The organism is Roseiarcus fermentans (assembly GCF_003315135.1).
In the GTDB taxonomy this organism is placed as follows: Bacteria; Pseudomonadota; Alphaproteobacteria; order Rhizobiales; family Beijerinckiaceae; genus Roseiarcus; species Roseiarcus fermentans.
The window spans coordinates 30,149-56,324 of sequence record NZ_QNRK01000020.1; the positions used below are offsets into that span (position 1 = coordinate 30,149).

A 26,176-nucleotide genomic window follows, 5' to 3' on the forward strand; every position below is an offset into this window, starting at 1 on the left:
TGTGCGGCGCGAGGCCCGCGGATCATGCCGGCTCCAGCGCGAACAGGCCGACGTCGATCGTCGCCTCCGCGAAACCGGCCTCGCAATAGGCGAGATAATAGTCCCAAAGCCGGCGAAATCGGGTGTCGAAGCCCAGTGTCTCGACGTCCGGCCAGCGCGCATGGAAGCGCCGCCGCCACTCGGCGAGCGTGCGCGCGTAAGAGGGGCCGAAGAACTCCCGGTGAACGATCCTCAGCCCGGCGCGCCGCGCCTCGGCCTCGATCGCCGATTTGGTCGGCAGCCGTCCGCCGGGAAAGATGTGCTTCTGAATGAAGTCGGGGTTGCGCCGGTAGTCGTCCTCGAGGCGCTCGTCGATGGTGATCGCCTGGAGGACGGCGCGCCCGGACGGCGCGAGCGCGTCGGCCAGGGTGCGGAAATACAGCGGCCAGCGCGCTTCGCCGACCGCTTCGATCATCTCGATCGAGACGATGCGATCGTAGCGGCCGGTGACGTCGCGGTAGTCCTGGAGCCGGAAATCGACGTCGCGGCCGCTCGCCTGGGCGCAGGCGCGGGCGTGCGCCAGCTGCGCCGGCGACAGCGTCAGCGCGGTGACGCGGGCGCCCGCGCCGGCGGCGAGACGCAGGGCGAGGCCGCCCCAGCCGCAGCCGATCTCGAGCACGCGCTCGCCGCCCTTCAGCGCCAGCAGGTCCTCGATGCGCGCGAGCTTGGCGGCCTGCGCTGACTCGAGGTCGTCGCCGTCGCGCCAGACGCCGGAGGAATATTGCATCTCGCGGTCGAGCCAGAGCGCATAGAAGTCGTTGCCGAGATCGTAATGGGCCATGATGTTGCGGCGACTGCCGCGACGGGTGTTGCCGCGCACGCGGTGGCGGAGGCGGTTCGCGAGCCGCACGATCGAGGACCCCGGCAGCACGTCGCGAAGCGTGTCCGCGTTTTGGACGAGCAGGCGCAGCAGCGCCACGGGATCGGGGCTCGACCAGTCGCCGTCGATGTAGGATTCGGCAAATCCCACGTCGCCGCCGAACGCCAGCCTGCGAAACGCCCGCCATCGGTCGATCGTGATCGTCGCATCGACGCCGGACTCGTCGCCGGACGAGGCGAGGGCGGCGCCGTTCGGCAGGCGCAGGCGCAGCCGCCCGTGACGCAAGGCGGCGAGCAGCGGCTCGAGCAGCCTGAAGCGGCCTGCGGCGCGCTCCGCTCCCGCCGCCGTCCATGCGGAGGCGTCCCCGATCCGATCCATGAACCACCTCTCCGCTGCCGGGCCGACGAGAACGCGTCGGCGCCGTGGTCATTTACGACCGGGGGAGAGGAACAGTTCACGTGTCGGCGGAGAAAAATTCCGGTGACGGGGCGGCCCCTTCAGGCCGCCTTCGCGCGCACGTGCGCCAGATCGGCCCACCAGTCGCGCACCACCCACAGGCGGGGTGCGAGCAGCGTGCCGTGGCCGCCGGTGAAACTGCGCCACGCCGGCAGGAGGGAGCGCTTGACCGCGGTCAGCGCCGTGCGGCCCTCGCTGATGGCGAAGGCGAGCTCGGCCCGCATGCCGGCGCCGGCCGCCTCCTGCTTGCCGAACTTGGAAAAGAACAGGATGTCGGACGGTTCGCTCGCCGCCGCGCGCAGGCGATGGGCCGCGCCCGCGAGCGCGGCGGAGTCGAGGTGGCAGGCGGCGGCGCCGGGGCCGAGGTTCTGGCACAGCGGGATGACCTCGCCCGAGGCGACGTCGCGCAGTTTCATCAGCGCGCCGGGGCCGCAGCCTTCCGCGTACGGGGGCAACTGGACGATGCCGCGCGCGTTCACGCCCGCCGCCACCAGTTCGGCGGCGAAGGCGGTCATCAGCCCGTCCACCCTGGCGCCGTCCTCGTAGACGATCGCGGCGAAGCGTCTCGGATCGAGGGTATGGTCGTTCATGGCGGCTCCTCTGTCGGAAACCAGACAGTCTGTCGCGTCGGATCGGCGACGCTTTGCTGCGTCGCAAAATGGGCGCCAACGCCGAGGGGCGGACGGTTCGCTGGCGACATCGCCCGCGATGATGCGAGACGGCGGCGGGTCCGCCGAACGGGCGGCGCAGGCCGTCGCATCGCCGGGCGCGACACAAGTCATGGACGGCTACGCCCCGCCTCGACTAAGGAAGGAGCGGACGTCGCGTCCGGCGTCGAAATCCCGGGAAAAGCCCATGAAGCTCTCCGCGCGCAACGTTCTGACCGGCACGGTGGTGGCGATCACCAAAGGCGCGACCACGGCGCAGGTGAAGATCGAGGTCGGCGTCGAGACGGTGGTGACGGCGTCGATCACCAACGAAGCGGTCGAAGCGCTCGGACTCGAGGTCGGCAAAGAGGCCGCCGCGGTGATCAAGGCCTCCGACGTGATGGTCGGGGTCGACTGACGCCCCGCCCTCCCATCGACGAGGGCTTCGGGCAAGCCCGCTTAGTATTTCTCGATGCCGGCCCAATGCGCGTCCGGATAGCGCTCGCCGGCCGCGTAGCCGACCGGGAGAACGCGCTCGATCTCGGCCAGGCGCGCAGCGTCCAGGGCGAAATCGGCGGCGGCCGCGCAGTCCTCGAGGTGCCCGGCCGTGCGGGTGCCGGGAATGGCGACGAGGCCCGGGTGCTTCGCGAGCGTCCAGGCGACGGCGAGCGTCGCCGGCGTCACGGCCCAGGCCTTCGCCAGCGCCAGCCAGGGCTCGAGGCGGTCGCGATTGCGCCGCCAGTTCAGCCCCTGAAAGCGCGGATTGTCGTGGCGGAAGAAGTCCTCGAAGCCTTCGACGTCCTGCAGCAGGCCGCTGAAGTAGCCGCGCCCCAGCGGCGAGAACGCCACGAACAGCGCGCCGGTCTCGGCGCAGGCCTGGAGGAGCCCGAGTTCGGGGTTGCGCGTCCAGAGCGAATATTCCGATTGCACCGCGGCGATCGGGTGGACGGCGTGGGCGCGCCGCAAAGTGTCGGGCGCGACCTCGGATAGGCCGATCGCGCCGATTTTGCCCGCTTCCACCAGCCGGGCGAGTTCGCCGACCGTGTCCTCGATCGGAATCCGCCGGTCCACGCGATGCACGTAATAGAGGTCGACCCGGTCGACCCCGAGCCGCTTCAGCGAGGCGTCGAGGGACTCGCGCATGTGCGCGGCGCTGTTGTCGAACCCGCGCTTGCCGTCTGGCGTGCGGCGGATGGCGAATTTGGTCGCGAGCGTCACCCTGGCGCGACGGCCGCGGTCCTCGGCCAGGAACTTGCCGATCACGGTTTCGCTGACGCCGTCGCCGTAGACGTTGGCGGTGTCCCAGAAGTCGACCCCGAGCTCGAGCGCCCGCGCCAGCGTCCGCAAGGACTCGTCCTCGCTGGCGGCCCCGTAGAAGCCGCCGAAACTCATGCAGCCGAGACCGACCGCCGACACGCTTCCGTCGGCCCCGAAACGCCGCTGCTGCATCGATTCCCCCAAACCCTCGCGAATGCCTGCGAGCTTTGACGGCGCCCGGACGCCGGGGTCAAGCTCGCAAGCGCCGTTTCACCCGAGCGCGCTCGCCGCGATCCACCATCCGGGCTCCTCGGCGGCCAGGCGGCCGCGCGCCGTCGCCGCCGCGCCCGGGTCGTCGAACAGCGCGAAGCAGGTCGCGCCGGAACCCGACATCCGGGCGAGCCGCGCGCCCTCGAGGCGTCTCAGCCTGTCGAGGATGTCCGCGATGGCCGGAAGGACCGTCCGCGCCGGGGCCTCGAGATCGTTGCCGGCGGCGGCGAGCGCGTCGAGCGTCGTCGGCGCCGCGACGGCCTGGTCCGGGGTCCGGCGGTCGCGATAAATCCCCTTCTCCATGCCGAGCGCCCGAAAGACGTCGCGCGTGGCGACCGCCTTGCGCGGATTGACGAGCACGGCGAACAGGGCCGGCAGCCGAACCGGGGGCCCGAGGCGATCGCCGACGCCGGCCATCATGCGCGCGCAGGCGGACATGCAGACCGGCACGTCCGAGCCCGTGTCCGAAGCCGCCGCGATCACGCGGGCGTCGTCGAACCCGAGGCCGTTGGCTTCGGCGAGCGCGCGCAGGCAGGCGGCGGCGTCGGACGACCCGCCGCCGAGCCCCGCCGCGGCCGGCAGGCGCTTGACGAGTCGAAACGCTCCCGACCTGAGGCCGGGCGCGCGGGCGGCGAGCGACCGGACCGCGCGGGCGACGAGGTTGTCGCCGATCGGCCCGGTCTCGCTCGCGCCCGGTCCCTCGACGAGCAGTTCGAACGACGGGCCGGGCGCAAAGCCCAGCCAGTCGGCGACGTCGGCGAAGGCGACGAGGCTCTCGAGGTCGTGGAACCCGTCCTCCCGCCTGCCGACGACCCGCAGGGACAAATTCAGCTTCGCCGGCGCGCGATACCACCTCATGACGACGGGACCCTGGAACACGAAAGACAGCCTGAACCGCGGTCGTCATCGCGAGGCGCGGCCCCGGGGTCAAGCCCGGCGACGCCGGCCTCCGGCGAAAGCGCGACGCTCATCTTGCCCGCGCCTGGGCCGGGCGCGGCGCCGGCTCGCGGGTTCCGGCGCCGGGACAGGCCCGGAAGATCGGGGCTCGGGCCGGCGTTGCGCCGCTTTCGGTTCCGTAGCGTCCCTTCCGCCACGAACACAGGGCCCGGGCGCGCCTGCAACACGACGACACCCGACATGGTCGTACGCGAAAACGGGCCGTCGCTCAGCGAGGCAGGCCGCGCAAACGGCCGTTGAACCATGCCGCCGGCAGGCCTCCGCCGTCGCGCTCGCCGCCTCCCGCTCGCGCAAGACCCCGATGATCCGCGCGTCGCTGAACCTGCTCGTCCTCATCTCCGTCTCCTGACTCGACGGACTCTCAATCCAATCGAGGCATCAGGAAGGGGGCAGGTCAGCAGGCTTGCGGGACGCCGTGCCGGCGAGCGGCAGGCGGGGTCGCGCGCGACGATCCCGCCCCCGGTTGGAGAGCCGGCGATAGCGCCCAGGCATCGAATCGAGAGAGCAAAGACATTTCCAAAGGCCGCGCGGGCTCGCCATTTCCGCTTCGCAAGCTGCGACCCGGCGTAACGCCGCGCCGCGCTGCCGCGAACGAGACAGCGCGCAGACTCCTGACTCCTTCGGATCGGAAACCTTGGAATGGCGTCCTCAGACCTCTCCTCGCACGCGGCGGCTGGCGGCCGCCCCGACCAGACCCTGAAGTCTTCCCTGGGCCAGGTCGTTCTGGCGCCGCAAGGGGGCGGCGCGCTCGGCGCCTACCAGATCGGCGTCTACGAGGCGCCGCGCGACGCAGGAAAGAGGGGTTGGGCGTCTGCGTCGCGGGTGTCGTCGCCGCGCTCGTCATCGCCGCCGGGCTGACGAGGCGCTTCGTGGTTCCGGCGTAGCGCGCCTTCCCGGCGCCGTGGATTTTGCTCTGAGGGACGTTCGCGATGATGATTCTGGCTTCGACGCTGTTCAGGGTCCTGGAGTTTCTCTCCGTCTTTTTCATCTTCGCGGTGGGCTCCGCGCTGGCTTTTCTGGCGGCGGTGTACGTGCTGGATCGCCGACAGAACCGCGACGCCATATTGCGGAATTACCCGGTGATCGGGCACATGCGGCATATCCTGTCGAAGCTCGGGGAGTTCCTCAGGCAATATTTCTTCGCGATGGATCGCGACGAGCTTCCATTCAACCGCGCGGAACGCAACTGGGTTGAGAATTCATCGAAGAACGCCGATCCGACCGTCGCTTTCGGCTCGACCAAATATATTCGAGAAGTCGGGACGCCGATTTTTGTGAACTGTCCCTTTCCGACCCTCGAAGGCGACATCGAGCCCACCCCGGACGTCATCATCGGCCCGGATTGCCCGAACCCCTACCGCGCGCGCTCCTTCTTCAACATTTCGGGGATGAGCTTCGGGGCGTTGTCCGCCCCGGCGGCGCTCGCGCTGTCGAAAGGCGCGAAGGCCGCGGGTTGCTGGATGAACACGGGAGAGGGCGGCCTGTCGCCCCATCATCTGGAGGGCGGCGCCGACATCGTGTTTCAGATCGGCACCGCCAAATACGGCGTCCGCAACGAGGACGGGACGCTGAACGAAGACAAGCTCGAGGCGATTGCGGCCCTCCCCGAGGTCAAGATGTTCGAGGTCAAACTCTCGCAAGGCGCCAAGCCGGGCAAAGGGGGGATTCTTCCCGGCGTCAAGGTCACGCCGGAGATCGCCGCGATCCGTGGAATTCCCGCAGGCCGAGACTCCAACAGCCCGAACCGCCATCCGGAAATCAACAGCAACGCGGATCTCATCGACTTCATCGTCCGCGTCAAGTCGCTGACGGGAAAACCCGTCGGCGTGAAGGCGGTGCTCGGCGCCTATGGCTGGCTCGACGATCTGATGGATCTCGTCGTCGAGCGCGGCGTCGGTCCGGACTTCTTCGCCCTCGACTCCGGCGACGGCGGCACGGGCGCGGCGCCGATGGCGCTGATGGACAATGTCGGACTGCCGATCCGGGAATCGCTGCCGATCCTGCGCGACATCCTGTTGCGACATCGCCTCGACGCCAAAATCCCGATCGTGGCCTCCGGCAAGCTCGTGACGCCGGCGGACGTCGCCTGGGCCTTGTGCGCGGGCGCGACGTTCGTGAGCTCGGCGCGCGGATTCATGTTCGCACTCGGCTGCATCCAGTCGCTCAAATGCAACAAGAACACCTGTCCGACGGGCATTACCACCCACGACCGGCGCCTGCAAATGGGCCTCGATCCGACGGAAAAGGCGGTGCGCGTCGCCAATTACTGCCGCAACCTGCGCCACGACGTCGAGATGATCGCGCACAGTTGCGGCGTGCCCCATCCGAGGCGGCTCAAACGCTTTCACGTGCGCATGGTCGGGCCAGACGGCGTCTCGCGGGCGCTGGACCAGCTCTATCCCTCGATCGACCCTGCCGATTCCAGCCCCTCCTCCGCCTTGTTGAAGGTCGGCACGCCGGATTGACGTTCGATCGTTCTGGGGCGACCCGAAAGCGCGACACCGCGCACAATCGAGCCTTCACCGATGTTGAAAGCCTCGACAGCGCAAACCACCACGCCGTCGGCGACTTGAATTCGGCCCGAAACGCGATCCGTTGGGGGGGGCAGCGAATCTCTGCTCAGCCGCCGCCCGCCTTGGCCGGGGCGTCGTCCGGCTGAGGGCGATCTGGAGCGCCGTCGGGAAGGCCGACCTCGATCTTCTTGAGAATCGCCGGCAGGTCTTCCGGCTCCGGCTTCATGTCGCGCGCATGGTTCCACTGGAACCGCGCCTCCACCTTGCGATCGACATGCCAGTACGCGTCGCCGAGATGGTCGTTGAGAACCGGGTCGGCGGGCTTCAGGTCGACCGCCTTCTCCAGCGTCTCGGCCGCCTCGGAATACTGCCCGAGCTTGTAGTGGGCCCAGCCCAGGCTGTCGACGATGTAGCCGTCGTTGGGCCGGAGCTCGACCGCGCGGCGCAGCATCCGGAACGCCTCGTCGAGCTTCACGCCCTGGTCGACCCACGAATAGCCGAGATAGTTCAGGACCATCGGCTGATCCGGATAGAGTTCCAGCGCCTTCTTGAAGTCGTCTTCGGCTTTCGGCCAATCCTTGGCCCGCTCGTAGCAGATTCCCCGGAAATAGAACAACGTCCAGTTGTCCCGCGTCGGGATCCCGACGGCCGCGATGGCCTTGTCGTAGGTCGCGGCGGCCTCCTCGTAGCGCTTGGCCGACCGCTGGGCGCCGGCGAGCGCGGCGAGCGCGTCGGGATCGTACGGTCTGGCCGCGACGATGGCCGTCAGGCGCTTGATCGCCTCGTCGGACTTCCCGTCGCTGTCGAGCACGAGGGCGGCCTGGATCTCCGAATCGCGGCGGAGGGGCGACGTCGCCGGCACCGCTTCGTAAGCCGCGATCGCGAGGTCGTCCTTCTTCATCTCCTCGAACAGATTCGCCAGGGTGACCGCGGTCAGGTCGTCGCCCGGGCGCAGGAACAGGGAAAGGCGCAGATAGACCAGGGCCGGAAGCTCGTCGCCCTGTCGGATGCCGGCGGCGCCGAGACCGTAGAGCACTTCGGCGGCGCCGTCGCCGGCGCTCGCGACCAGCGGCTTGGGAGACTGCTCGGCGGCGATGTCGGCGAGCCCGCGCTCGACGATCGGATTGTGCGGCGCGGCCGCCGCGAAGGCGGCGTAGATCCTGCCGGCGCCGTCCTTGTCGCCGTGCGCGGCGAGAAACCGCGCATAGGCGTCGGCGAAGCGGAGCGCGTTCCGGTCGGTTTCGTAAGCCGCCTTCAGGCGGCGTTGCGCTTCCGCGGCGGCGCCGAGCTGGTCGGCGATCAGTCCGGCGTGGAAATCCCGGAAGGCCGCGACGCCGGGATCGCGAATGCGATCGAGGGTGTCGAGGGCGCGGCGCAGGTCTTTCTGACCGGCGTAGGTCCATGCGATCAGCAGCGACGTCGTGACGTCCCGCGGCCCGGCGTCGTGAGACTGCAGCTGCCATCGCGCCGTCGGGTAATCGCCCCGTTGCATCGCGTTGACGGCGAGCGCCAGGCGCGCGAGGCGGTTGGTCGGATCGTGGCTGAGCAGGCGGTCGGCGAGCGCGCTCGCCTGGCTCACGTCGCCGTTCGACAGGGCCGCGGAAAAGGCCCGCTCGATCAGATCCGGATTGTGCGGATCGAGCCGCAGCGCCTCCATGTAATAGGCCTCGGCGGCGGAAGAATCGCGGTTGGCGCTGGCGATCAGCGCGGCGAGGTAGTTTCCCGGCTGGCTCTCGGCGAAATCGGGCTCTTCCTGCGGATTTCCCGGGACGGGCGCGGCGGCCGCAAACGGAACGCCTGCGAAGGCGATCGCAGCCAGGGCGCCGGCTGCAAGCGTTCGACGCCAGATATGTCCGATCACTGTGATTGCTTCTCCCGTGCGCATCCGGCTCGTCGGCCGCCGATGATGCCATGCAAGGCGCGCTTTACTCAATCCTCGATCGGGAGCGTGTGGCGGGGAAAAGAGGCGAATCTTGGTCGCGGGGGAGGGGGCTTCGAGGCGGCGGCAGGCCGCCGTCAGCGTCCCATGCACGCGTCCGCCATCCGCCTGAGCTCCGCCGCCCGCTCACCCTCCGGCGGACCCGACCCCAGCCGGTCCGCCGCCCCGGACTCCTCGATCGCGTCGGCGACGCAGCGGCAGGAGGTCGCGCAATCCGGGCTCGGCCGGCCCGCGGCGACGCAGGTCTTCTCGCAGGCGGCGAGGAAGGCGGAAAAGTCCGGTTTCGGCGCTGCGGCCGGCGCGACCACCCCGGACGCCGCGACCGACCAGACGAGCCCGATCAGGATCGGCTGGTGGACGAGATAGACGGCGAGGCTGTGGCGGCCCGCGAAGGCGATCGCCCGCGCCGGCGCGGATCGCGCCCGAAAGCGTCGGGGCCTCGTCGCCCAGGCGAGAGCCCCCGGCAGCCGGGCGGCGCCGAGACCGATCAGCGCGACCCCGGCCCACGGCAGCAGCGGACGCCAGTCGAGCGTGTTCGGCAGCGCCTCGCCGAGGCCGATCCACAGCAGCGCAGGCGAATCGAACGCCGACGAATGAAAGAATGACGGCAGGCAAACCGCCGCCGCGCCGGCGACGAGGCTCGCCCAGGCTGGCGCTTCGATCAGCGGCAGGGCGAGGAGGGTCGCCGCCGCGATGCAGTGGAGGATGCCGAACCAGATCGTCAGCCCCGGCGCGAAGGCCGCGCTGCCTGCGGTGACGAGCGCGGCGGCGCCCGCGACGATCGCGAGGCGCTTGGCGAAGGCGCGCAGGTTCAGGCCCTTGCGGTGGGCGAGCGCCAGCGACACGCCGACCAGCGCGAGGAACCCGCACGCCACCCCGTGGGACAGGAGCCGCATCGGCGGGGTGAACGGAAGGATCGGCGACACGAAGCCGAAGTCGGCCAGGTCCCAGCTCAGATGGTAGCAGGCCATGCCGACGAGCGCGACGCCGCGCGCGACGTCGACCGAATCGACCCGCCCTCCGGCTTCGGGCGCGCCGTCTCCGCCGGAGGCGACGGTCACGCCGCCGCTTCGAACAGAGCCGCGTCGAGGACGAACTCGGCCTCGAATTCGACCGGGCCAGTCATCAGCACGCGGTCGGTTTCCCGCCACTCGATCACGAGTTCGCCGCCGGGAAGACGGACGGCGGCGCGGCGCGCGAGGCGCCCGAGGCGGACGCCCGAGACGACGGCGGCGCAAGCGGCCGAGCCGCAGGCGAGGGTGAGGCCGACGCCGCGCTCCCATACCACCGCCGACAAAGCGTCGGGCGCGTCGATCCGGGCGAAGGTCACGTTGACCTTCTCGGGAAACATCGGATGGACCTCGATCCGGGCGCCCGAACCGGCGGCGTCGACGCGTTCGAGATCGGATAGGAAGAACGCCGCGTGGGGATTGCCCATGCTGGCGGTCGCCGCTGGCCCGAGCGCGGCCAGCGGATCGCCCTCCGCCCACGCGAGGCTGACGCGCGCGGTGTCCTCGACGGCGTGGGCGAGCGGGATGTCGCGCCAGCCGAGCCGCGGCGGCCCCATGTCGATGCGGTACGACCAGGGGCCGAGGCGCTCGCAGCCGATCACGCCCGCCTGGGTTTCGACCGCCAGCGAGGCGACTCCGAGTTCGCGGGCGAGCCGGTCGGCGACGCAGCGCGTGCCGTTGCCGCAGGCGCCGGCGAGGCTGCCGTCGTTGTTGTAGATCAGGACGAAGGCCGCCGTTCCCGCAGCGCGCGGGCTCATGAGCGCCATCATCTGGTCGTAGGCGAGGCCGGGCGCGCGATGGATGGCGCGCGCCTCCGCCGGACTCGGCGCGGCGGAGGCGCCGCGCAGGTCGAGCACCAGGATCCGGTTGCCGGCCCCGTTCATGCGCTGGATTCTGCGTCCTGCGAGGGTGGTCGCGCTCAAGCCGTCATGCTCCCGGATCCGTCGCCGCGGCGATCCGCTGCGCCGACCGGTCGATGGCGCGCGCGCCGAAGCGCGTCAAGGCCTCGCGCAGGCCGTCGTCGACGATCGCCGCAGCCGCACGCTGCGCTTCCGCCTCGGCCGCCTCGCTCGGCGCGGGCGCGGGCCCCCGCTTCGCCTTCAGCGGCGGCAGCGGACCCTGGCGGAACGCGACCTTCTCGATGCAGCGCCAGCCGAGATGCGCGTTGACGCGGCTCACGATCAGCGCCGAATTGTGCTGCGCCTCGAGCGCGAAGGCGCCGTCGACCCTCAAGACCAGCGTCGCCGGCGCGACCGGCGCTTCGGGATCGCGCTTCTCCGGGCGCGGCGGCCAGGAGACCTGCAACGGCCGGGCGTAGGCGGCGATCGTCTCGCCGACGATCGCCGGCCAATGGGCGATCAGGCTCGCTTCGCCCAGGCCCCGCGCGGCGAGCGCCGGGCCGATCACGCCGCGCATCAGCTGGTCGAGCGGCTTGGCGCCGCGGGGTCTAGCCGTCATGGTCGGGCGAAGCAGCAGGATGTCCCATGGCCGACAGTCTAGAGCGGGATGCGAGAAAGTGGATAAAGGTTTTTCGCGAGGAATCCGGCGACGGGACGTCCGGAGCGCCAGCGCTCGCGGAGAGGCGCGACGCGATCGTCCGGCGGACGCTGACCTGGTGGGACCGCGCGCGGCGCGCGCTCGCCTGGCGGGCGGCGCCCGGCGAGACGCCCGACCCGTACCGGGTCTGGCTGTCGGAAGTGCTGCTGCAGCAGACGACGGCGTCAGCCGCGACCCCCTATTACCGGACGTTCGTCGAGCGATGGCCGACCGTCGAGCGGCTCGCCGCCGCGCCGATGGAAGAGGTGATCAGCGCTTTCGCCGGCCTCGGCTATTATTCGCGCGCCCGCAACCTACACGCCTGCGCCAAAGCGGTCGCGGCGCGCGGCGGCCGGTTCCCGTCCGAGGAGGCGGAGCTGCGCGCCCTGCCGGGCGTCGGCGCCTACACGGCGGCGGCCATCGCCGCCATCGCCTTCGACCGGCGGGCGGCGCCGGTCGACGGCAACATCGCCCGCATCGTCGCCCGCCTGACCGCGCTCGAGACGCCGATCGCCAGTTCGCGCAAGGCGATCGCGGCCGCGGCGCGGGCGCTCGCGCCAGACCGGCGCGCCGGCGACTTCGCCCAGGCGCTGATGGACATCGGCGCGACCCTCTGCCGGCCGCTCACGCCCGACTGCCCGGCCTGCCCCTTGAGCCGGGACTGCCTCGCCTTCCGCTCCGGCGCGCCCGAGACCTTTCCGCGCAAGGCGGCGGCGAAGCCGAAGCCGAAGCGCATCGGGGCGGTGTTCTTCGCCCACCGCGCCGACGGCGCCTTTCTCGCGCGCCGGCGGCCGCCGAAAGGCCTGCTCGCCTCGACCGTCGAACTGCCCGGCACCGTCTGGACCGGCGAGGGCCCGGGAACGGCCTGGGCGGAGGATGCGCCGATCCCGGCGCGCTGGCGCCGGCTCCCCGGGGCGGTCGATCAGGTCTTCACCCATTTCGCCCTGAGCCTCGCCGTTTACGCCGCCCCTTACGCGGGCGGGGCGCCCGACAGCCATTTCTGGGTGAGTCGGGACGCGGTGGCGGAGGCCGGGTTCTCCAACGTCATGCGCAAGGCGGTGGCGCATGCCATCGCCGCCCGGCCTGAATGAGAACGCGGGTGCGATCCGGCCGGCGCCGACGCGCTGGCTCATCCGCTCGCCCGGCGCCGGCTTTCGATCGCCCTCGAGGAGTCCGACGCGGTCATCGCCGACATCGCCCGGGCGCTCGAAGGCGTGTAGGATCGGGCGGGCCGAGCCACGCTCTGCACACGGGAATACGGACGCGCTTTCGGCGCGGCTTGGAGGATAGATGCCGGACAGGCCGGAAAAATCCGTGGGGTCGGGCGCGTGCGCCCCGATCGCCGTCGTCCTCCCGCTCCTGGCCGGCCTCCTTTGCGGGCTCGGCGCGCCAGCGCGCGCGGCCGACCCGGCGCTCGAGGCCGCCGTCCACAATCCCGGGCGCAGCGCCAAATTCGTCGCGCGCGACGGCGCCCGCCATCCGTTCGAGGAACTCGCCTTCTTCGGCGTGACGCCGAGCGCGACGGTCGTCGAGATCTGGCCCGGGGGCGGGTACTGGACGGAGATTCTCGCGCCGCTCCTGCATGACCACGGGACGTACTATGTCGCGCTCGAAGGCAATCGCGCGAGCGAGACGGCGAACGCCGAGTCGGAAAAGCTCAACGCCGCATTCCGCCGGAAAATCGAGGGCGATCCGGCGACCTACAGTCGGATCCTGCCGACCGTGCTCGGCGTCGGCGAGACCGACGTCGCCCCGGCCGGGTCGGCGGACGTCGTCCTGACCTTTCGCAACCTGCACAACTGGCTCGCCGACGGCGCTGCGTCGGAAGCGCTGGCCGGGATCTATCGGGCGCTCAAACCGGGCGGCGTGCTCGGGATCGAGGAACATCGCGGCCAGCGCGACACGCCGCAGGACCCCAGGGCCGCCGACGGCTACGTCCGGCAGGACTACGCGATCGCGCTCGCCCAGAAGGCCGGCTTCGCGTTTGTCGCTGCATCGGAGATCGGCGCCAACCCGAAAGACACGGCCAACTGGCCGAAGGGCGTGTGGACCCTGCCGCCGACCTTCGCGCTCGGCGACCAGGACAAGGCGACCTACGCGGCGATCGGCGAGGCCGACAATTTCGTGCTGAAGTTCCGCAAGCCGGGTCCTTGACCGTGCGAGCGACGCGTTTGCGGACGTGCGGCCGGGACGGCCCGCGCTTCAGCGCGAGCCGCCCTGGGCCCGGAGGGCGATGCGCCGCACGGCGGCGAGCAGGGCCTCGACGTCCTCGGCGGTGTTGTAGAGCGCGAACGACGGCCTGACCGTGCTTTCGAGGCCGAACCGGCGCAGGATCGGCTGGGCGCAATGATGGCCGGCGCGCACGGCAATGCCTTCGCGGTCGAGCGCCTTGCCGACGTCCTCCGTCCGGCAGCCATCGACCACGAACGACACCACGCCCGCCCGCTCGCGCGGGCTTCCGACCAGACGAACTCCGGGAATCGCCGGCAGGCCCGCGACCGTCCGCTCGATCAGCGCGTGCTCGTGCGCCCCAATCGATTCCATCCCGATTCCGTCGAGATAGTCGATCGCCGCGCCCAGGCCGACCGCGTCGGCGATGTTGCCGGTGCCGGCCTCGAACCGCTCGGGCGAGCCCTGATAGACGGTGCGCTCGAAGGTCACGTCGGCGATCATGTTGCCGCCGCCCTGCCACGGCGGCATGGTCTCGAGGATCGCCTGCTTGCCGTAAAGAGCCCCGACGCCGGTCGGGGCGAACATCTTGTGGCCCGAGAGCACGAAGAAGTCGGCGTCGAGCGCCTGCACATCGGTGCGCCGATGCGCAACCGACTGCGCGCCGTCGACGACGACGACCGCGCCGTGGCGATGCGCCGCGGCGATCATCTCGCGCGCCGGCGTCACCGTGCCGAGCGCGTTCGACACCATCGTCAGCCCGACGATGCGCGTCTTCGGCCCGAGCAGCTTCTCGTATTCGTCGAGCAGGATGTCGCCATTGTCGTCGACCGGGGCGACGCGCAGCCGCGCCCCGGTCTCGAGGCAGAGCTGCTGCCACGGCACGATGTTGGCGTGGTGCTCGAGCCACGTGACGACGATCTCGTCGCCCGCTTTCACGTTGCGCCGGCCGTAAGACTGCGCGACGAGGTTGATCCCCTCGGTCGTCCCGCGGACGAACACGATCTCCTTCGTCGACGAAGCGTTGACGAACCTGCGCAGCTTGTCGCGCGCCGCCTCGTAGGCGTCGGTGGCGCGCGCCGCCAGCGTATGCGCGCCGCGATGCACGTTCGAGTTCTCGTGGGCGTAGAAGGCGGCGAGCCGGTCGATGACCGCTTGCGGCTTCTGCGTGGTGGCGCCGTTGTCGAGCCAGATCAGGCGTTTCCCATGCACCTTCTCCTGCAGGATCGGAAAATCGTTGCGGATCGTGGCGGCGTCGTAGGTCCTGACCCCGGAACTCGCCCCGGTGAAGACCGGCGCGATGGCGGGTGACGGGGCGGCTGCGGAAGCCGCCGTCGGCGGTGCGGTTGCAGCGTCGGCGTGGCGCAGGAGGCCGGCGTCAGCCGGCGCCGAAGTCTGTGGCGGCCCGCTCAGACTGCGCGGGACCGCGTCGAGATTCGTCGGCGTCGCGAAGGGCGAGGCGTCCGCAGGCGGAGCGGCGTAGCCGGTCGGGTCGTGGCCCTCTCCGAGGCGCAGGCCATTGGCGGTCGCGGCCGGGGCAGGGGAGCCTTCCGGGCCGAACGACGGCGCCGGCCGACCCGAAGCGGCGAGGGTCGAAGGCGGCGGCGCGACCGAGGACACCCGCGACACGTCGGCGGGACCCGGCGCAGGCGCGCCCGAGGCGCCGAATCCCGGCGCCGCGAAGCCGACCGCCGGGACGGGGGCGAGCCCGGTCGCCGCGGCGAGGGCGGCGAGCGCCGCACTGAGATCGAGCGGCGCGGAGAACGGCGACACCGCGCCGGGCGTCGGGAAGCTTTCCGGGCTCGTCTCGACGGGCGTCGGCGACCGCTCGGCCGACTGGATCGGGTTAACGCGCGGGGCGGCGACGGCGGTCTGGGAGGCGGCAGGCGCCACCGCGCGCGACTGGGGCAAGGCGAAGGGCGAGGCCGAGCCCGCCGACGCGCCGCCGAACGAACGGGCGGGGACCGACGAGGGAACGTTCGCGGCCGGTTCGACCGCGCCCATCGGCGGCTGGATCGGCGCCGCCGCCGCCACCGCGGTCGAGGTCGGCGCGGGGGCCGACCACGGCGCAGGCGGCGAGGCCGGGATCGCCGGCGGCGCCGCGGGGGCGCCGCCGCTCAGATCCTGAAAGAACGCGTTGGCGAGGCGTTCGATCGTGGCGACGTCGGGCAGAAACGCCCCCGCCGCCGCGGGTCCTGTCTCCGTAGCGGAGACCGGCGAACCCGTCAGATCAGGCGTAGTCATGGGCGTATTCGGGATAGCGGCCGATCTCGACGCCCTCGAGCACCGCGAGCGCGTCGTCGGTCAACACCGCCAGCGAGCAGTAGAGCGAGATGAGGTAAGAGGCGATCGCCTTGCGGTTGATCCCCATGAACCGCACCGAAAGGCTCGGCGCCACTTCGCCGGGCACGCCCGGTTGGAACAGGCCGACCACCCCCTGCTTCTTCTCGCCGGTGCGGATCAACAGGATCGAGGTCGTCTCCGAGCCGTTCGACCCGTCGATCTTCACCTTGTCCGACGGTACGAGCGGAACGCCGCGCCAGGTGAGAAACGGCGCGCCGAACAGAGTGACGGTCGGCGGCGGGACGCCGCGGCGGGTGCATTCGCGGCCGAAGGCTGCAATGGCGCGCGGATGGGCGAGGAAGAACCCCGGCTCCTTCCACACCTTGGTGAGCAGTTCGTCGAGGTCGTCCGGCGTCGGCGGTCCCTTCCGGGTGCGGATCCGCTGCGACGGCGCGGCGCTCGCGAGAAGGCCGTATTCGGCGTTGTTGATCAGCTCGCTCTCCTGACGCTCCTTCACCTTCTCGATCAGCAGCCGCAGTTGCTCCTGCACCTGGTCGAACGGCTGGCTGTAGAGGTCGGAGACGCGGGTCTGCACGTCGAGAACGGTGGTCACCGCCTTGAGGAAGTACTCGCGCGGCGTGTCGACGTAGTCGACATAGGTCTCCGGCAGGTCAGGGTTGGCGTCGCGCGGCGGGCTGCACTCGACGTCGGCAGGCCTTCCCTCGCCAGCCTCCCGGACTTCGTTGCGGCGAAAGATGCCGGCCTCGACCGGCGTCCAGGTCAGGAAATTGACCAGCCACCGCGGCGTGATGCCGCCCCACTGCGCCCGCGTCTTCGTCGCGTTGGCAAGCTGCCGCGCGGCGCTTTCGCTCAGCGTCCGTCGTTCCACCTCGTCCACCATGTCCCAGCCTCGTTCGTGCTTGTTTCGATCGCTCGTCGTCGCGCCGGAGTCGTCCTCCGATCATTATAGACTATTACGATAGACGTTATTCCGATCGGACTGTCAATCCGCCGTGTGGGCCTGCGGCTCGGCTGTCGCGGACCTCGAGCCTGCATTCGCAGCCGCGGATACCGTTCTTGCGAACCGATGGGTCCGGCGGTCGCTGGTCGTCCCGGCGGCGTCGGCGTGTTCGGCAGAACTAGTTGACAAAGTTAGTAGACTTAGTATTTTGCTGCGCTCGAGATTGGGGAATCCGATGAACCGCAGAGCTTTTCTGTCATTCTCCGCCGCGCTCGCCGCCTTCGGCCCGCGCCTGGCGTCCGCCGAGCCCATCAAGGAGCTGCGCATCGGCTACCAGAAGACTGGCCAATTGCTCGTGGTGAAGGCGCGCAAGCTGGTCGAGCAGCGCTTCGAGCCCGAGGGCGTTTCGGTGCGCTGGATCGAGTTTCCTTCCGGCCCGCCGCTGCTCGAGGCGCTGAACGCAGGCTCGATCGACTACGGCTACACCGGCGACGCGCCGCCGATCTTCGCACAAGCCGCGCACGCGGCGATCCGCTACGTCGGCGCGATCCCGGCGCGCGGCTACGGGCAGGCAATCCTCGTGCAGAAGGACTCCCCGCTCCATTCGCTCGCTGACCTGAAAGGCAAGAAGGTCGCGGTCGCAAAGGGGTCGAGCGCCCACAATCTGCTGGTCACGGCGCTGGAGAGCGCCAAAATCCCCTGGAGCGACATCACGCCGGTCTACCTCGCGCCCGCCGACGCGGCCAGCGCCTTCGCCCGCGGCTCGGTCGACGCCTGGTCGATCTGGGATCCGTTCTTCGCCATCGCGGAATTGAAGCAGAACGCGCGGCCCCTGCCGATCGACCCGGCGGCGACCCTGCAAAACAGCTTCTTCCTCGCCAATCGCGCCGTCCTCGCCGCCCATCCCGACGTCATCGCGGGCGTCAACGCCGATGTCGCCGCGGCGACCGCATGGGCTGCGGCCCACCGCGACGACGTCGCCGAATTGTTCGCGGAGGCGAGCGGCGTCGATCTCGCCGCGCAGCAAAGGGCTGTCGCGCGCGCCGAGTTCACCTTCAGCGGCGTGACCGACAGGGTCGTTGCGGAACAACAGGCGGTCGCCGACCGGTTCCAGCGCCTCGGCCTGATCCCCGCGCCGATCGTCGTGCGCGACATCGTCTGGGACGGCAAGTCCAGCTCCTGATCCTCGTCCGAAGGAACGCCCGCATGCCTAACTCCGAAAAGCCGCTCGACCTGTTCTGGTTCATCCCGGTCACAGGCGACGGCTCTTACCTCGGCACCGACGTCGGCAATCGCGCGGCCGATTTCTCCTATCTCAAGCAGATCGCGGAGGCTGCGGACCGCCTCGGCTTCGGCGGCGCGCTGATCCCGGTCGGGTCGCATTGCGAGGATCCCTGGATTGTCGCTGCGGCGCTCGCCACGCACACCGAGCGGTTGCGCCTGCTCGCGGCGTTGCGGCCGGGACTCGCCACGCCGACCCATTGGGCGCGGCAGGCGGCGGCGCTCGACCGCATCAGCAACGGCCGCTTTCTCGTCAATCTGGTGGCCGGGGGCGAAGCGAAAGAGCTCGCCGGCGACGGCATTTTCCTGTCGCACGACGAGCGCTACGCCCACGCCGCCGAGTTCCTGACCATCTTCCGCCGGCTGCTCGCCGGCGAGACCGTCGATTTCGAGGGCCGCCACCAGAAGGTCAACGGCGCGCGCCTGCTGTTCCCGCCAGTGCAGAAGCCGCTGCCGATCTGGTTCGGCGGTTCCTCCGAGGCCGCGCACCACCTCGCGGCGACGCAGACCGACGTCTACCTGACCTGGGGGGAGCCGGTGGAGGCGGTGCGGGAGAAGATCGACGACGTGCGCGCCCGCGCCGCCGCCAGGGGACGCGCGGTGAAATTCGGCCTGCGCATCCACATCATCGTGCGCGAGACCGAGGACGAGGCGTGGCGCGTCGCCAACCGGCTGATCGCGCATCTCAGCGACGAAGCGATCGCGGCGGCCCAGCGCAAGCTCGGCGAGGAATCCGATTCGGTCGGCCAGAAGCGCATGGTGGCGCTGCACGGCGGCGGCAAGCGCGACAGGCTGGAGATCGCGCCGAACCTCTGGGCGGGCATCGGACTGGTGCGCCGCGGGGCCGGCACGGCGCTGGTCGGCGATCCCAAGACGGTCGCGGCGCGCCTGCGCGAATACCAGGCGCTCGGGATCGATACCGTCATCGCCTCCGGCTATCCGCATCTCGAGGAGGCCTACAAGGTCGCCGAGCTGCTGTTTCCCGAACTCGGCATTTCGGCGCCGGGCCGTCTCTCTCACGGAACCGCGCCGGGCGAGTTCGGCGTCGGCGCCTTCAGGCCCGCCGCCGCCGCCGAGTGACGGGAGCGCATGGGCCGCCGCCGACTCCTCCGGGGCGGCGGCCCATGCGAACCGTCTCCGATCCGACTTGGTGAGGAAAGTCCATGACCGACGCAACCGCCGCTCCGCTCGAACGCCTTCGCGCCCGCCCCTCGCCGGGGCGGCCGTTCGGCTGGCGACTCTCCGGCGCCTATGGATGGATCGCGCCGGCGCTGCTCGTCGCGCTCTGGCAGGCGGGCTCGAGCCTCGGGTTCATCGCCGACACGGTGCTGCCGTCGCCCGCGTCCGTCGTCGCCGCCGCCTGGCGCCTCACCCGCTCGGGCGAACTGGCTTCGAACATCGGCGTCAGCTTCCTCCGGGCGATGGCGGGTCTCGCTGTCGGCGGCGCGATCGGCCTCGTCTTCGGCTTCGCCAACGGGTTGTCGAAAGTCTCGGAGGGCTTGTCGGATTCGACGCTGCAGATGGTGCGCAACATCCCGCACCTCGCGCTGATCCCGCTGGTCATCGTCTGGTTCGGCATCGACGAGGGCGCAAAGCTGTTCCTGGTCTCGCTCGGCGTGTTCTTCCCGGTCTACGTCAACACCCTGCACGGGGTGCGGTCGGTCGATCCCCAGCTGATCGAGATGGCGAAAAGCTACGGCATGCCGCGCGCCGCGCTCTTTCGTCGCGTGATCCTGCCGGGCGCGCTGCCGTCGATCTTCGTCGGCCTGCGCTATGCGCTGGGCGTCATGTGGCTGACCCTGATCGTCGCCGAGACGATCGCGGCGCAGTCGGGGGTCGGCTACATGGCCATGCAGGCGCGCGAGTTCATGATGACCGACGTCGTCGTGCTGTCGATCCTGATCTACGCCCTGCTCGGCAAGCTGGCCGACGTCGCCACCCGGCTCCTCGAAGGCTTCTGCCTGCCGTGGCATCCGGCCTATCGCAGGGCGTGAGGCGCCCATGAACGCGACCGCGCTCGCGGCCTCTCGATCCGGCGGGTCGCCCTCTGCGGCGGGCGCGGAGGTCGAGGCGCGCGCAATCCGAAGAACCTTCGGCGACACGACGGTGCTGCGCGGCCTCGATTTCCGCGCGCCCGCGGGCGCGTTCGTCGCGGTCGTCGGACGCAGCGGCTGCGGCAAGAGCACGCTCCTGCGGCTCATCGCCGGACTCGACGCGCCCGACGGCGGCTCGGTCACGATCGCCGGCCGGCCGCTGGCGGATGCGAGCGACCAGGCCCGCGTGATGTTCCAGGAGCCGCGGCTCTTGCCGTGGGCGAGCGTGCTCGCCAACGTCGAGGTCGGGCTCGGCGCCGAACGCGACGCGCCCGGGCGGCGCGAGCGCGCGCTCGCCGCGCTGGCGTCGGTCGGGCTCGCCGATCGGGCGGCGGACTGGCCGGCGACGCTGTCGGGCGGGCAGCGCCAGCGCGTCGCGCTCGCCCGCGCCCTCGTCAGCCGGCCGCGGGTGCTCGCGCTCGACGAGCCGCTGGGCGCGCTCGACGCGCTGACCCGGATCGAGATGCAGCGCCTGCTCGAAAGCGCGTGGCTGCGCGACGGCTTCACTGCGGTTCTGGTGACCCACGACGTCGCCGAGGCGGTCGCGCTCGCCGATCGCATCGTGCTGATCGAGCGCGGCGCGATCGCGCTCGACGTCGGCGTGCCGCTCGCCCGGCCGCGCCATCGCGGCGCGGCGGAGTTCGGCCGCCTCGAAGAAGCGATCCTCGCGCGTCTCCTCGGCGACCCGGCGCCCGAGCCCTGACGACCTTTTGGCAAACTGGAAACAATCCGAATGTCCTTCTACCGCGATCACAAAGACAAGACCGCGCTCGAGCTGTGGAACGAGCGCGCGCTCGCCCCTTACCGGACGATCCGCGTGACGCCGATCGCGCCGGCGCTCGGCGCAGAGATCGACGGCGTCGACCTGACGCAGGCGATCCCGCCGGAGCAACTCGCCGAGATCCGGCGCGCGAGCGCAGAGCGGCTCGTCCTGGTGTTCCGAAACCAGCGCCTCTGCGTGGACGACCAGAAGCGGTTCGCCGGCCATTTCGGCCGCCTGCACCAGCATGTGCTGGCGTCCTCGTCGCTGATCGCCGGCGCAAGTCGGGACCCCGAGGTGCTCGCCTGGAGGACCGGTCGGGAGTCCCGCTACACCGCCGGCGACGCCTGGCATCACGACGTCAGCTGCGACCAGGAGCCGATCCGCGCCTCCTTTCTCTACGTCGAGAAAACGCCGGAGATCGGCGGCGGCGACACGCTGTTCGTCAACAACTACCTCGCCTATGAATCGCTCTCGGGCCCGCTGCGCACGTTCATCGACGGACTGACCGCGGTGCACGACGGCGCCAACGCCTGGACCGCGGGCTATGGCGCCAAACCCCAGCCCGGGCGCAATTTTCCGACCGCCGAGCATCCGGTCGCGCCCATCCATCCCGCGACCGGGCGCCGCTTCCTGTTCGTCAATTCGACCTTCACCACCCATATCCCGCAGCTCACGCGCTGGGAGAGCGACGCGCTGCTCGAGCTGCTCGTCCGCCACGTCGAACGCCATGTCGCCTTCCAGGCGCGCGTCGCCTGGACGCCGAACACGCTGACCTTCTGGGACAACTGGGCGGTCCAGCATCACGCGGTGTGGGACTACTATCCGTTCGAGCGCTGGGGGGCGCGCGTCTCGGCCTACGACGGCGCGCCGCGCGCTTCGCTGCAATAGGAACGCGGCGGTCGGGTCAGGCCGCCGGCGCCTCCGCCTTCCGCCCGAGGGCGTCGGCGATCGCCTCGGCGACGTCGCGGCACTGAAGGCGGATGTCGGGAATGGCGATGCATTCCCAGAACGCCGCCCGCGCGAGCGGCCCGATCGCCCGGATGCGCTGCGACGGCGCGCCGCCGGCGCCGACAATTCGATATGTCTCCGCCACGTCGAGCCCGATGCCGAGCGCGTCGGGCCGAAGGGCGCCGCGGGCGAACAGGGCCTGCAACAGCGGGTTGGACGACTTCAGCGGGTCTTCGGCGAGACCGGCGCAGTCGATGACGCGGGCGAACGCCGCCGTCTCCGGCGCTCGCGCGCCGCGGCGCAGGATCCGGACCTCGAGACCGGCGTCGCCCTGGGCGACGCTCGCGACCCGGCCGGCGATCAGCCGGACGCGGCCGGCGCGGATCAGCCTGCCGATCGCGCCCTCGATCTCCGGGGCCATGCGGTGGCGGTGGACGTCCCACCAGACCCGCCCGTGACGCAGGAAGCGGCGTTTCTGGTCGGGCGTCATCGCCCGCCACAGTCTTTGGGTGTGCGGCCGGAGCGCGTCGACCGCCGAGCGCCAGTCGGCGCCCTCGGCGACGACTCTCGCCGCCAGCCGGCGAAGCCACGCCACGAGTTGCGACAGCTCGGCGCCGAACGGGATCTCGTCGGCCGCGAGGGCGCGGGCCGGGCTCAGGCGATGCGCGGTCGGCAGGAGCCCGCGTCGCGACACGACCACGATCGGCCCGCGATGGCCGCGCCGGTCGAGCGACAGGACCATGTCGGCCATCGTCAGCCCGGAACCGATGATCAGGATCGGCGCCTCCCGCTCGATCCCGTCCAGCGAGCCGGGCGCCCACGGCTGCTCGGCCGGAAACCCGCCGACTGCGGGCCTGGCGTCGTTCCCCATCGCCAGAATCACATGATCGGCCGCGATCCCGCCGCCGGCCGCGAGTCGCAGCGCGACCGTGTCCGGCGCCTCGACGACGTCGACGCAGACGTCGCGCCGATGATGGACGGCGCCCGACGCCAGCGCCTCCCGCGCAAGGGCGCTCACGTAGTCGCCGTAGCGTCCCCGCGAGATGAAGCAGAACGGAGTCGGGCAGGGCGCGCCGCCATGTTCGGCGAGCCAGTCGTGAAGGTGCTGCGGCTGGTCCGGGAAGGCGCTCATGTTCGAGACCCTCACGTTGAGCAGATGCCGGGGATCGTCCGTCGAATAGGCGAGCCCGCGCCCGATCGTTTCGCGGGGCTCGACGACGACGACCTCCGCCCGCCCAGCCAGCCGGCGCGAGAGATGGATTGCGGCGAGCGCGCCGGTCGCGCCCCCTCCGATGATGGCGATCCGCATGCCTGTCCGTCCCCGTCCGCCTCGTCCGGGCGGTCGCCATTCTATCATTAGTATATAAAATTTATCAACTAACTTGACTCATCAGGCCAGGCATGGTCGATTTGGCCCCGGCCGCGCGCTCGATCGGAGCGGGTTTCGGCGCCGAACCTGGGATGACGCAAGTGAAGATGATCAGGTCCATTCTCTCCGCCGCCCTCGGCGCCCTGGCGTTGCTCGGCGCCGGCGCCGCCGACGCCGCCGACAAGGTCGTCGTCGGCTACCAGACCGACGCGCTTCCCTCGTCGGTCGCGATCGCCAACGGCGCGTTCGACAAGGCGACCGGGGTCGAGATCGATTTCCGCCGCTTCAATTCCGGCGCCGAGATTTTCGCCGCCATCGCCTCGGGCGACGTCCAGGTCGGCTATGTCGGGTCGAGTCCGTTCGCGGCCGCGACCTCGCGCGGCCTCGACGTCGAGGCGTTCTACCTCGCCTCGATCTCCGGCGTGGACGAAGCGCTGGTCGTGCGCAACGGCTCGGGCGTCAACGCGCTCGCCGACCTCAAGGGCAAGAAGCTCGCCGCCGCTCCGGTCTCGACCGACCATTACCAACTGCTCGCCCTCATCAAGAGCCTCGGCCTCAGCGAGAAGGACGTGCAGGTGTTCGCCATCCCGCAGCCCGACATCGTCGCCGGCTACAACCGTGGCGACCTCGACGGCGGCTTCGTCTGGGACCCGGCCCTGACCGAGCTGAAGAAGACCGGCAAGGTGCTCGTGACGTCGAAGGACGTCGCCGAAAAGGGCGCGCCGACCTTCTCCGCCTGGGTCGCGGCCGGCGGCTTCGCCAAGGCCCATCCCGATTTCCTCAAGGCTTTCGCCGCGGTGATCGCCCGCTATCAGGCCTCTTTCGTCTCCGATCCGGCCAAGTGGGGTCCCGACAGCGACAACGCCAGGACGCTGGCAAAGCTCCTCGGCGGGACGCCGGCCGACCAGGCGAGCGCGCTGAAGAACCTCAACCTGCTGCCGCTCCCGGTTCAGGCCTCCGACGCCTGGCTCGGCGGCGGCGAGAAGTCCGGCATCGCGAAGATCCTCAAGGAGACCGCCGTATTCCTGAAGGAGCAGAAGAAGATCACCGACGTGCTGCCGTCCTACGCCGCTTTCGTCACGCCCGACGCTGTCGTCGCGGCCGAAAAGGGTTCCGGGTCCTGAGGCTTGCCTGACGGCCGGGGGGAAGAGTCGCCGGCAGGGGGTTGTCGGCGACGCTTCTTTTCTCGTGGAAGGGTTCACGATGCTGCGGGTGGACAAGGCGTCGGTGTGGTTCGCGGCGCGCGACGGCAAGCCGGTCCATGCGCTCGACCGGGTGTCGCTCGACATTGCCGACGGCGCTTTCGTGGTCGCGCTCGGGACCTCGGGCTGCGGCAAGTCCACGCTGCTGAACGCGATGGCGGGTTTCCTGCCGCTGTCCTCGGGCGCAATCACCCTGAACGGCCGCGCCGTCGCGGGGCCGGGGGCCGAGCGCGGCGTGGTGTTCCAGAAGGACGCGCTGCTGCCCTGGAAGACGGTGGCCGAGAACGTTGCGCTCGGCCTCAAGTTCGCGGGGGTCGGCCGCAAGGAGCGGCGCGAGCGGGCGCTCGAGCTCCTGCGCCTCGTCGGCTTGCAGGAATTCGCCAATGCCGCGCCCTACGAACTGTCCGGCGGCATGCGCCAGCGCGTCGGCATCGCCCGCGCGCTCGCCCCCGACCCGGCGATCCTGCTGATGGACGAGCCGTTCGGCGCGCTCGACAGCATGACCCGCGAGGCGATGCAGGAGCTGCTGGTCGACGTCTGGGCGCGCACCGGCAAGCAGATCTTCTTCATCACCCATTCGATCGAGGAGGCGCTGTTCCTCGGCACGGGCCTGATCGTCATGTCGCCGCGCCCCGGGCGCATCGTGGCGCGGTTCGACCTCGATTTCGTGCGGCGTTTCGCGCGCGACCGCGACGCGCGCGCGGTCAAGACCGCGCCGGAATTCACGGATCTGCGCGAGCGGGTCCGCGCCATCGTTCATCAGGACGAAGTCTATGGAAGGGCCGCGGAATGACCGACCTCGCCTCCAAAGCCGCGCTCGACGTCCCTGCGCCCGACATCCGCGTCGTCAAAATGCGCGGCTTCGGCGTCGGCGAGCGGTCGACCGTACCGATCAGCCTCGCCGCCGCCGCCATCATCCTGCTCGCCTGGTGGGCGGCCTCGGAGGCGCGGATCGTGCCGCATCTCTTCCTGCCGACTCCGAAAGAGGTCTTCAACGCCGCGATATCGTTCTATCAGGACGGCTACGCCAACGCCACGATGTGGGAGCACGTCAGCGCGAGTCTCTTCCGGATTCTGACCGCCGCGGCGATCGCGATCGCGCTCGGCGTGCCGGTCGGCCTGGCGATGGGGCTCAGCCGCTGGGCCAAGGGCGTGTTCGACACGCCGATCGAGTTCTACTGGCCGCTGCCGCCGCTCGCCTACCTGCCGCTGATGATCATCTGGCTCGGCATCGGCGAGGCCTCCAAGATCACGCTGCTGACGATGGCGATGTTCGCTCCGATCGCGATCGCGGCCCAGGCGGGCGTGCGCTCGGTGTCGCTCGAGCGGGTCAATGCGGCGCTCTCCCTCGGCGCGACGCGCTTCCAGCTCCTGCGCGAGGTCGTGCTTCCCTCCGCGCTACCCGAGATCCTGACCGGCGCGCGGATCGCCATCGGCGTCGGCTGGAGCACGCTGGTCGCGGCGGAGCTGATCGCCGCGACGCAGGGCATCGGCCACTTCGTGATGTCGGCATCGCAGTTCCTCGCCACCGACTACGTGTTCGTCGGCATCGGCGTGATCGCGCTCTGCGCCTTCGCCTTCTCGTTCGCCATGCGGCTGCTCGAGCGCCGGCTCGCGCCGTGGAAGGGCCAGAGCTGAGGGGACCGCGGAGCGCCTCGAGCAC

24 protein-coding genes are annotated in these 26,176 nt (G+C 70.6%); 13 read left to right on the plus strand and 11 right to left on the minus strand.

Annotation, left to right across the window (positions count from 1 at the left end; translation table 11 throughout):
• Positions 1-22 precede the first annotated feature (22 nt).
• Together DFR50_RS17635 and DFR50_RS17640 are read right to left on the minus strand one after the other, a co-directional pair.
• On the minus strand, positions 23-1,237 hold the full coding sequence (locus tag DFR50_RS17635; protein WP_113890585.1) for an SAM-dependent methyltransferase: 1,215 nt from the start codon (positions 1,235-1,237) through the stop codon (positions 23-25).
• Positions 1,238-1,356: 119 nt separating this feature from the next.
• Positions 1,357-1,905 (minus strand): DUF2478 domain-containing protein, encoded by a 549-nt coding sequence (locus DFR50_RS17640; protein WP_170153261.1) that lies wholly within the window; start codon positions 1,903-1,905, stop codon positions 1,357-1,359.
• Between the two features lie 265 nt (positions 1,906-2,170).
• On the opposite strand from DFR50_RS17640, the gene DFR50_RS17645 reads away from it, so the two are divergent.
• Complete coding sequence (locus DFR50_RS17645; RefSeq protein WP_113890587.1) at positions 2,171-2,380, plus strand: TOBE domain-containing protein; 210 nt, start codon at positions 2,171-2,173, stop codon at positions 2,378-2,380.
• Positions 2,381-2,421: 41 nt separating this feature from the next.
• On the opposite strand, the gene DFR50_RS17650 is transcribed toward DFR50_RS17645, so the two are convergent.
• Complete coding sequence (locus tag DFR50_RS17650) at positions 2,422-3,411, minus strand: aldo/keto reductase (RefSeq protein WP_113890588.1); 990 nt, start codon at positions 3,409-3,411, stop codon at positions 2,422-2,424.
• A gap of 78 nt (positions 3,412-3,489) precedes the next feature.
• The gene (locus tag DFR50_RS17655; RefSeq protein ID WP_113890665.1) at positions 3,490-4,347 is read right to left on the minus strand and encodes a 4-(cytidine 5'-diphospho)-2-C-methyl-D-erythritol kinase; all 858 of its coding nucleotides are present in this window, start codon (positions 4,345-4,347) and stop codon (positions 3,490-3,492) included.
• A 738-nt stretch (positions 4,348-5,085) separates the two neighbouring features.
• On the opposite strand from DFR50_RS17655, the gene DFR50_RS17660 reads away from it, so the two are divergent.
• Both DFR50_RS17660 and DFR50_RS17665 read left to right on the plus strand, forming a co-directional pair.
• The gene (locus DFR50_RS17660) at positions 5,086-5,304 is read left to right on the plus strand and encodes a hypothetical protein (protein WP_113890589.1); all 219 of its coding nucleotides are present in this window, start codon (positions 5,086-5,088) and stop codon (positions 5,302-5,304) included.
• A gap of 71 nt (positions 5,305-5,375) precedes the next feature.
• Positions 5,376-6,911, plus strand: coding sequence for an FMN-binding glutamate synthase family protein (locus tag DFR50_RS17665; RefSeq protein ID WP_113890590.1), 1,536 nt, complete (start codon positions 5,376-5,378; stop codon positions 6,909-6,911).
• A 154-nt stretch (positions 6,912-7,065) separates the two neighbouring features.
• Here DFR50_RS17665 and DFR50_RS17670 read toward each other — a convergent pair whose 3' ends face one another.
• From DFR50_RS17670 to DFR50_RS17685, 4 genes are all read right to left on the minus strand, one after another.
• The gene (locus DFR50_RS17670) at positions 7,066-8,820 is read right to left on the minus strand and encodes a tetratricopeptide repeat protein (RefSeq protein WP_245427905.1); all 1,755 of its coding nucleotides are present in this window, start codon (positions 8,818-8,820) and stop codon (positions 7,066-7,068) included.
• 155 nt (positions 8,821-8,975) lie between these two features.
• A complete protein-coding gene (locus tag DFR50_RS17675) occupies positions 8,976-9,959 on the minus strand; it encodes an acetyltransferase domain-containing protein (RefSeq protein WP_113890592.1) in 984 nt (327 codons plus the stop codon).
• Positions 9,956-10,831, minus strand: a complete 876-nt coding sequence (gene dapF / locus DFR50_RS17680; protein ID WP_245427907.1) for a diaminopimelate epimerase — start codon at positions 10,829-10,831, stop codon at positions 9,956-9,958. The genes DFR50_RS17675 and dapF overlap by 4 nt, the downstream gene beginning before the upstream one ends.
• A gap of 4 nt (positions 10,832-10,835) precedes the next feature.
• The gene (locus DFR50_RS17685; RefSeq protein WP_113890594.1) at positions 10,836-11,366 is read right to left on the minus strand and encodes a DUF721 domain-containing protein; all 531 of its coding nucleotides are present in this window, start codon (positions 11,364-11,366) and stop codon (positions 10,836-10,838) included.
• A 26-nt stretch (positions 11,367-11,392) separates the two neighbouring features.
• On the opposite strand from DFR50_RS17685, the gene DFR50_RS17690 reads away from it, so the two are divergent.
• Together DFR50_RS17690 and DFR50_RS17695 are read left to right on the plus strand one after the other, a co-directional pair.
• Positions 11,393-12,535 (plus strand): A/G-specific adenine glycosylase, encoded by a 1,143-nt coding sequence (locus DFR50_RS17690; RefSeq protein ID WP_113890595.1) that lies wholly within the window; start codon positions 11,393-11,395, stop codon positions 12,533-12,535.
• A 199-nt stretch (positions 12,536-12,734) separates the two neighbouring features.
• Positions 12,735-13,598 (plus strand): class I SAM-dependent methyltransferase, encoded by an 864-nt coding sequence (locus tag DFR50_RS17695; protein ID WP_113890596.1) that lies wholly within the window; start codon positions 12,735-12,737, stop codon positions 13,596-13,598.
• A gap of 48 nt (positions 13,599-13,646) precedes the next feature.
• Here DFR50_RS17695 and DFR50_RS17700 read toward each other — a convergent pair whose 3' ends face one another.
• The gene (locus tag DFR50_RS17700; RefSeq protein WP_113890597.1) at positions 13,647-15,857 is read right to left on the minus strand and encodes a family 2A encapsulin nanocompartment cargo protein cysteine desulfurase; all 2,211 of its coding nucleotides are present in this window, start codon (positions 15,855-15,857) and stop codon (positions 13,647-13,649) included.
• A complete protein-coding gene (locus DFR50_RS17705; protein ID WP_113890598.1) occupies positions 15,844-16,797 on the minus strand; it encodes a family 2A encapsulin nanocompartment shell protein in 954 nt (317 codons plus the stop codon). Before DFR50_RS17705 ends, DFR50_RS17700 begins: the two co-directional genes overlap by 14 nt.
• Positions 16,798-17,092: 295 nt before the next feature.
• Between DFR50_RS17705 and DFR50_RS17710 the strand changes: the two genes are divergently transcribed.
• The 5 genes from DFR50_RS17710 (at position 17,093) to DFR50_RS17730 (ending at position 21,882) form a co-directional block, all read left to right on the plus strand.
• The gene (locus DFR50_RS17710) at positions 17,093-18,040 is read left to right on the plus strand and encodes an aliphatic sulfonate ABC transporter substrate-binding protein (RefSeq protein ID WP_113890599.1); all 948 of its coding nucleotides are present in this window, start codon (positions 17,093-17,095) and stop codon (positions 18,038-18,040) included.
• Between the two features lie 23 nt (positions 18,041-18,063).
• Positions 18,064-19,218 carry an FMNH2-dependent alkanesulfonate monooxygenase gene (gene ssuD / locus DFR50_RS17715; RefSeq protein ID WP_113890600.1) on the plus strand — a complete coding sequence of 385 codons (1,155 nt, stop codon included), beginning with the start codon at positions 18,064-18,066 and terminating at the stop codon, positions 19,216-19,218.
• An 83-nt stretch (positions 19,219-19,301) separates the two neighbouring features.
• Positions 19,302-20,132, plus strand: coding sequence for an ABC transporter permease subunit (locus DFR50_RS17720; RefSeq protein WP_113890601.1), 831 nt, complete (start codon positions 19,302-19,304; stop codon positions 20,130-20,132).
• 7 nt (positions 20,133-20,139) lie between these two features.
• Positions 20,140-20,934 carry an ATP-binding cassette domain-containing protein gene (locus tag DFR50_RS17725; RefSeq protein WP_113890602.1) on the plus strand — a complete coding sequence of 265 codons (795 nt, stop codon included), beginning with the start codon at positions 20,140-20,142 and terminating at the stop codon, positions 20,932-20,934.
• Positions 20,935-20,964: 30 nt separating this feature from the next.
• Entirely contained in the window at positions 20,965-21,882 is a 918-nt protein-coding gene (locus tag DFR50_RS17730) for a TauD/TfdA dioxygenase family protein (protein ID WP_113890603.1), read from the plus strand.
• Between the two features lie 16 nt (positions 21,883-21,898).
• On the opposite strand, the gene DFR50_RS17735 is transcribed toward DFR50_RS17730, so the two are convergent.
• Positions 21,899-23,251 (minus strand): FAD/NAD(P)-binding protein, encoded by a 1,353-nt coding sequence (locus DFR50_RS17735; protein ID WP_170153262.1) that lies wholly within the window; start codon positions 23,249-23,251, stop codon positions 21,899-21,901.
• 167 nt (positions 23,252-23,418) lie between these two features.
• Between DFR50_RS17735 and tauA the strand changes: the two genes are divergently transcribed.
• The 3 genes from tauA to DFR50_RS17750 all read left to right on the plus strand — a co-directional run bounded on the left by tauA (position 23,419) and on the right by DFR50_RS17750 (position 26,151).
• Positions 23,419-24,435: a taurine ABC transporter substrate-binding protein gene (gene tauA, locus DFR50_RS17740; RefSeq protein ID WP_113890666.1), complete on the plus strand. Its 1,017-nt coding sequence runs from the start codon at positions 23,419-23,421 to the stop codon at positions 24,433-24,435.
• A 79-nt stretch (positions 24,436-24,514) separates the two neighbouring features.
• Complete coding sequence (locus DFR50_RS17745; protein ID WP_113890605.1) at positions 24,515-25,306, plus strand: taurine ABC transporter ATP-binding protein; 792 nt, start codon at positions 24,515-24,517, stop codon at positions 25,304-25,306.
• Positions 25,303-26,151 (plus strand): ABC transporter permease subunit, encoded by an 849-nt coding sequence (locus DFR50_RS17750; protein WP_113890606.1) that lies wholly within the window; start codon positions 25,303-25,305, stop codon positions 26,149-26,151. The genes DFR50_RS17745 and DFR50_RS17750 overlap by 4 nt, the downstream gene beginning before the upstream one ends.
• The last annotated feature ends 25 nt before the right edge of the window (positions 26,152-26,176 follow it).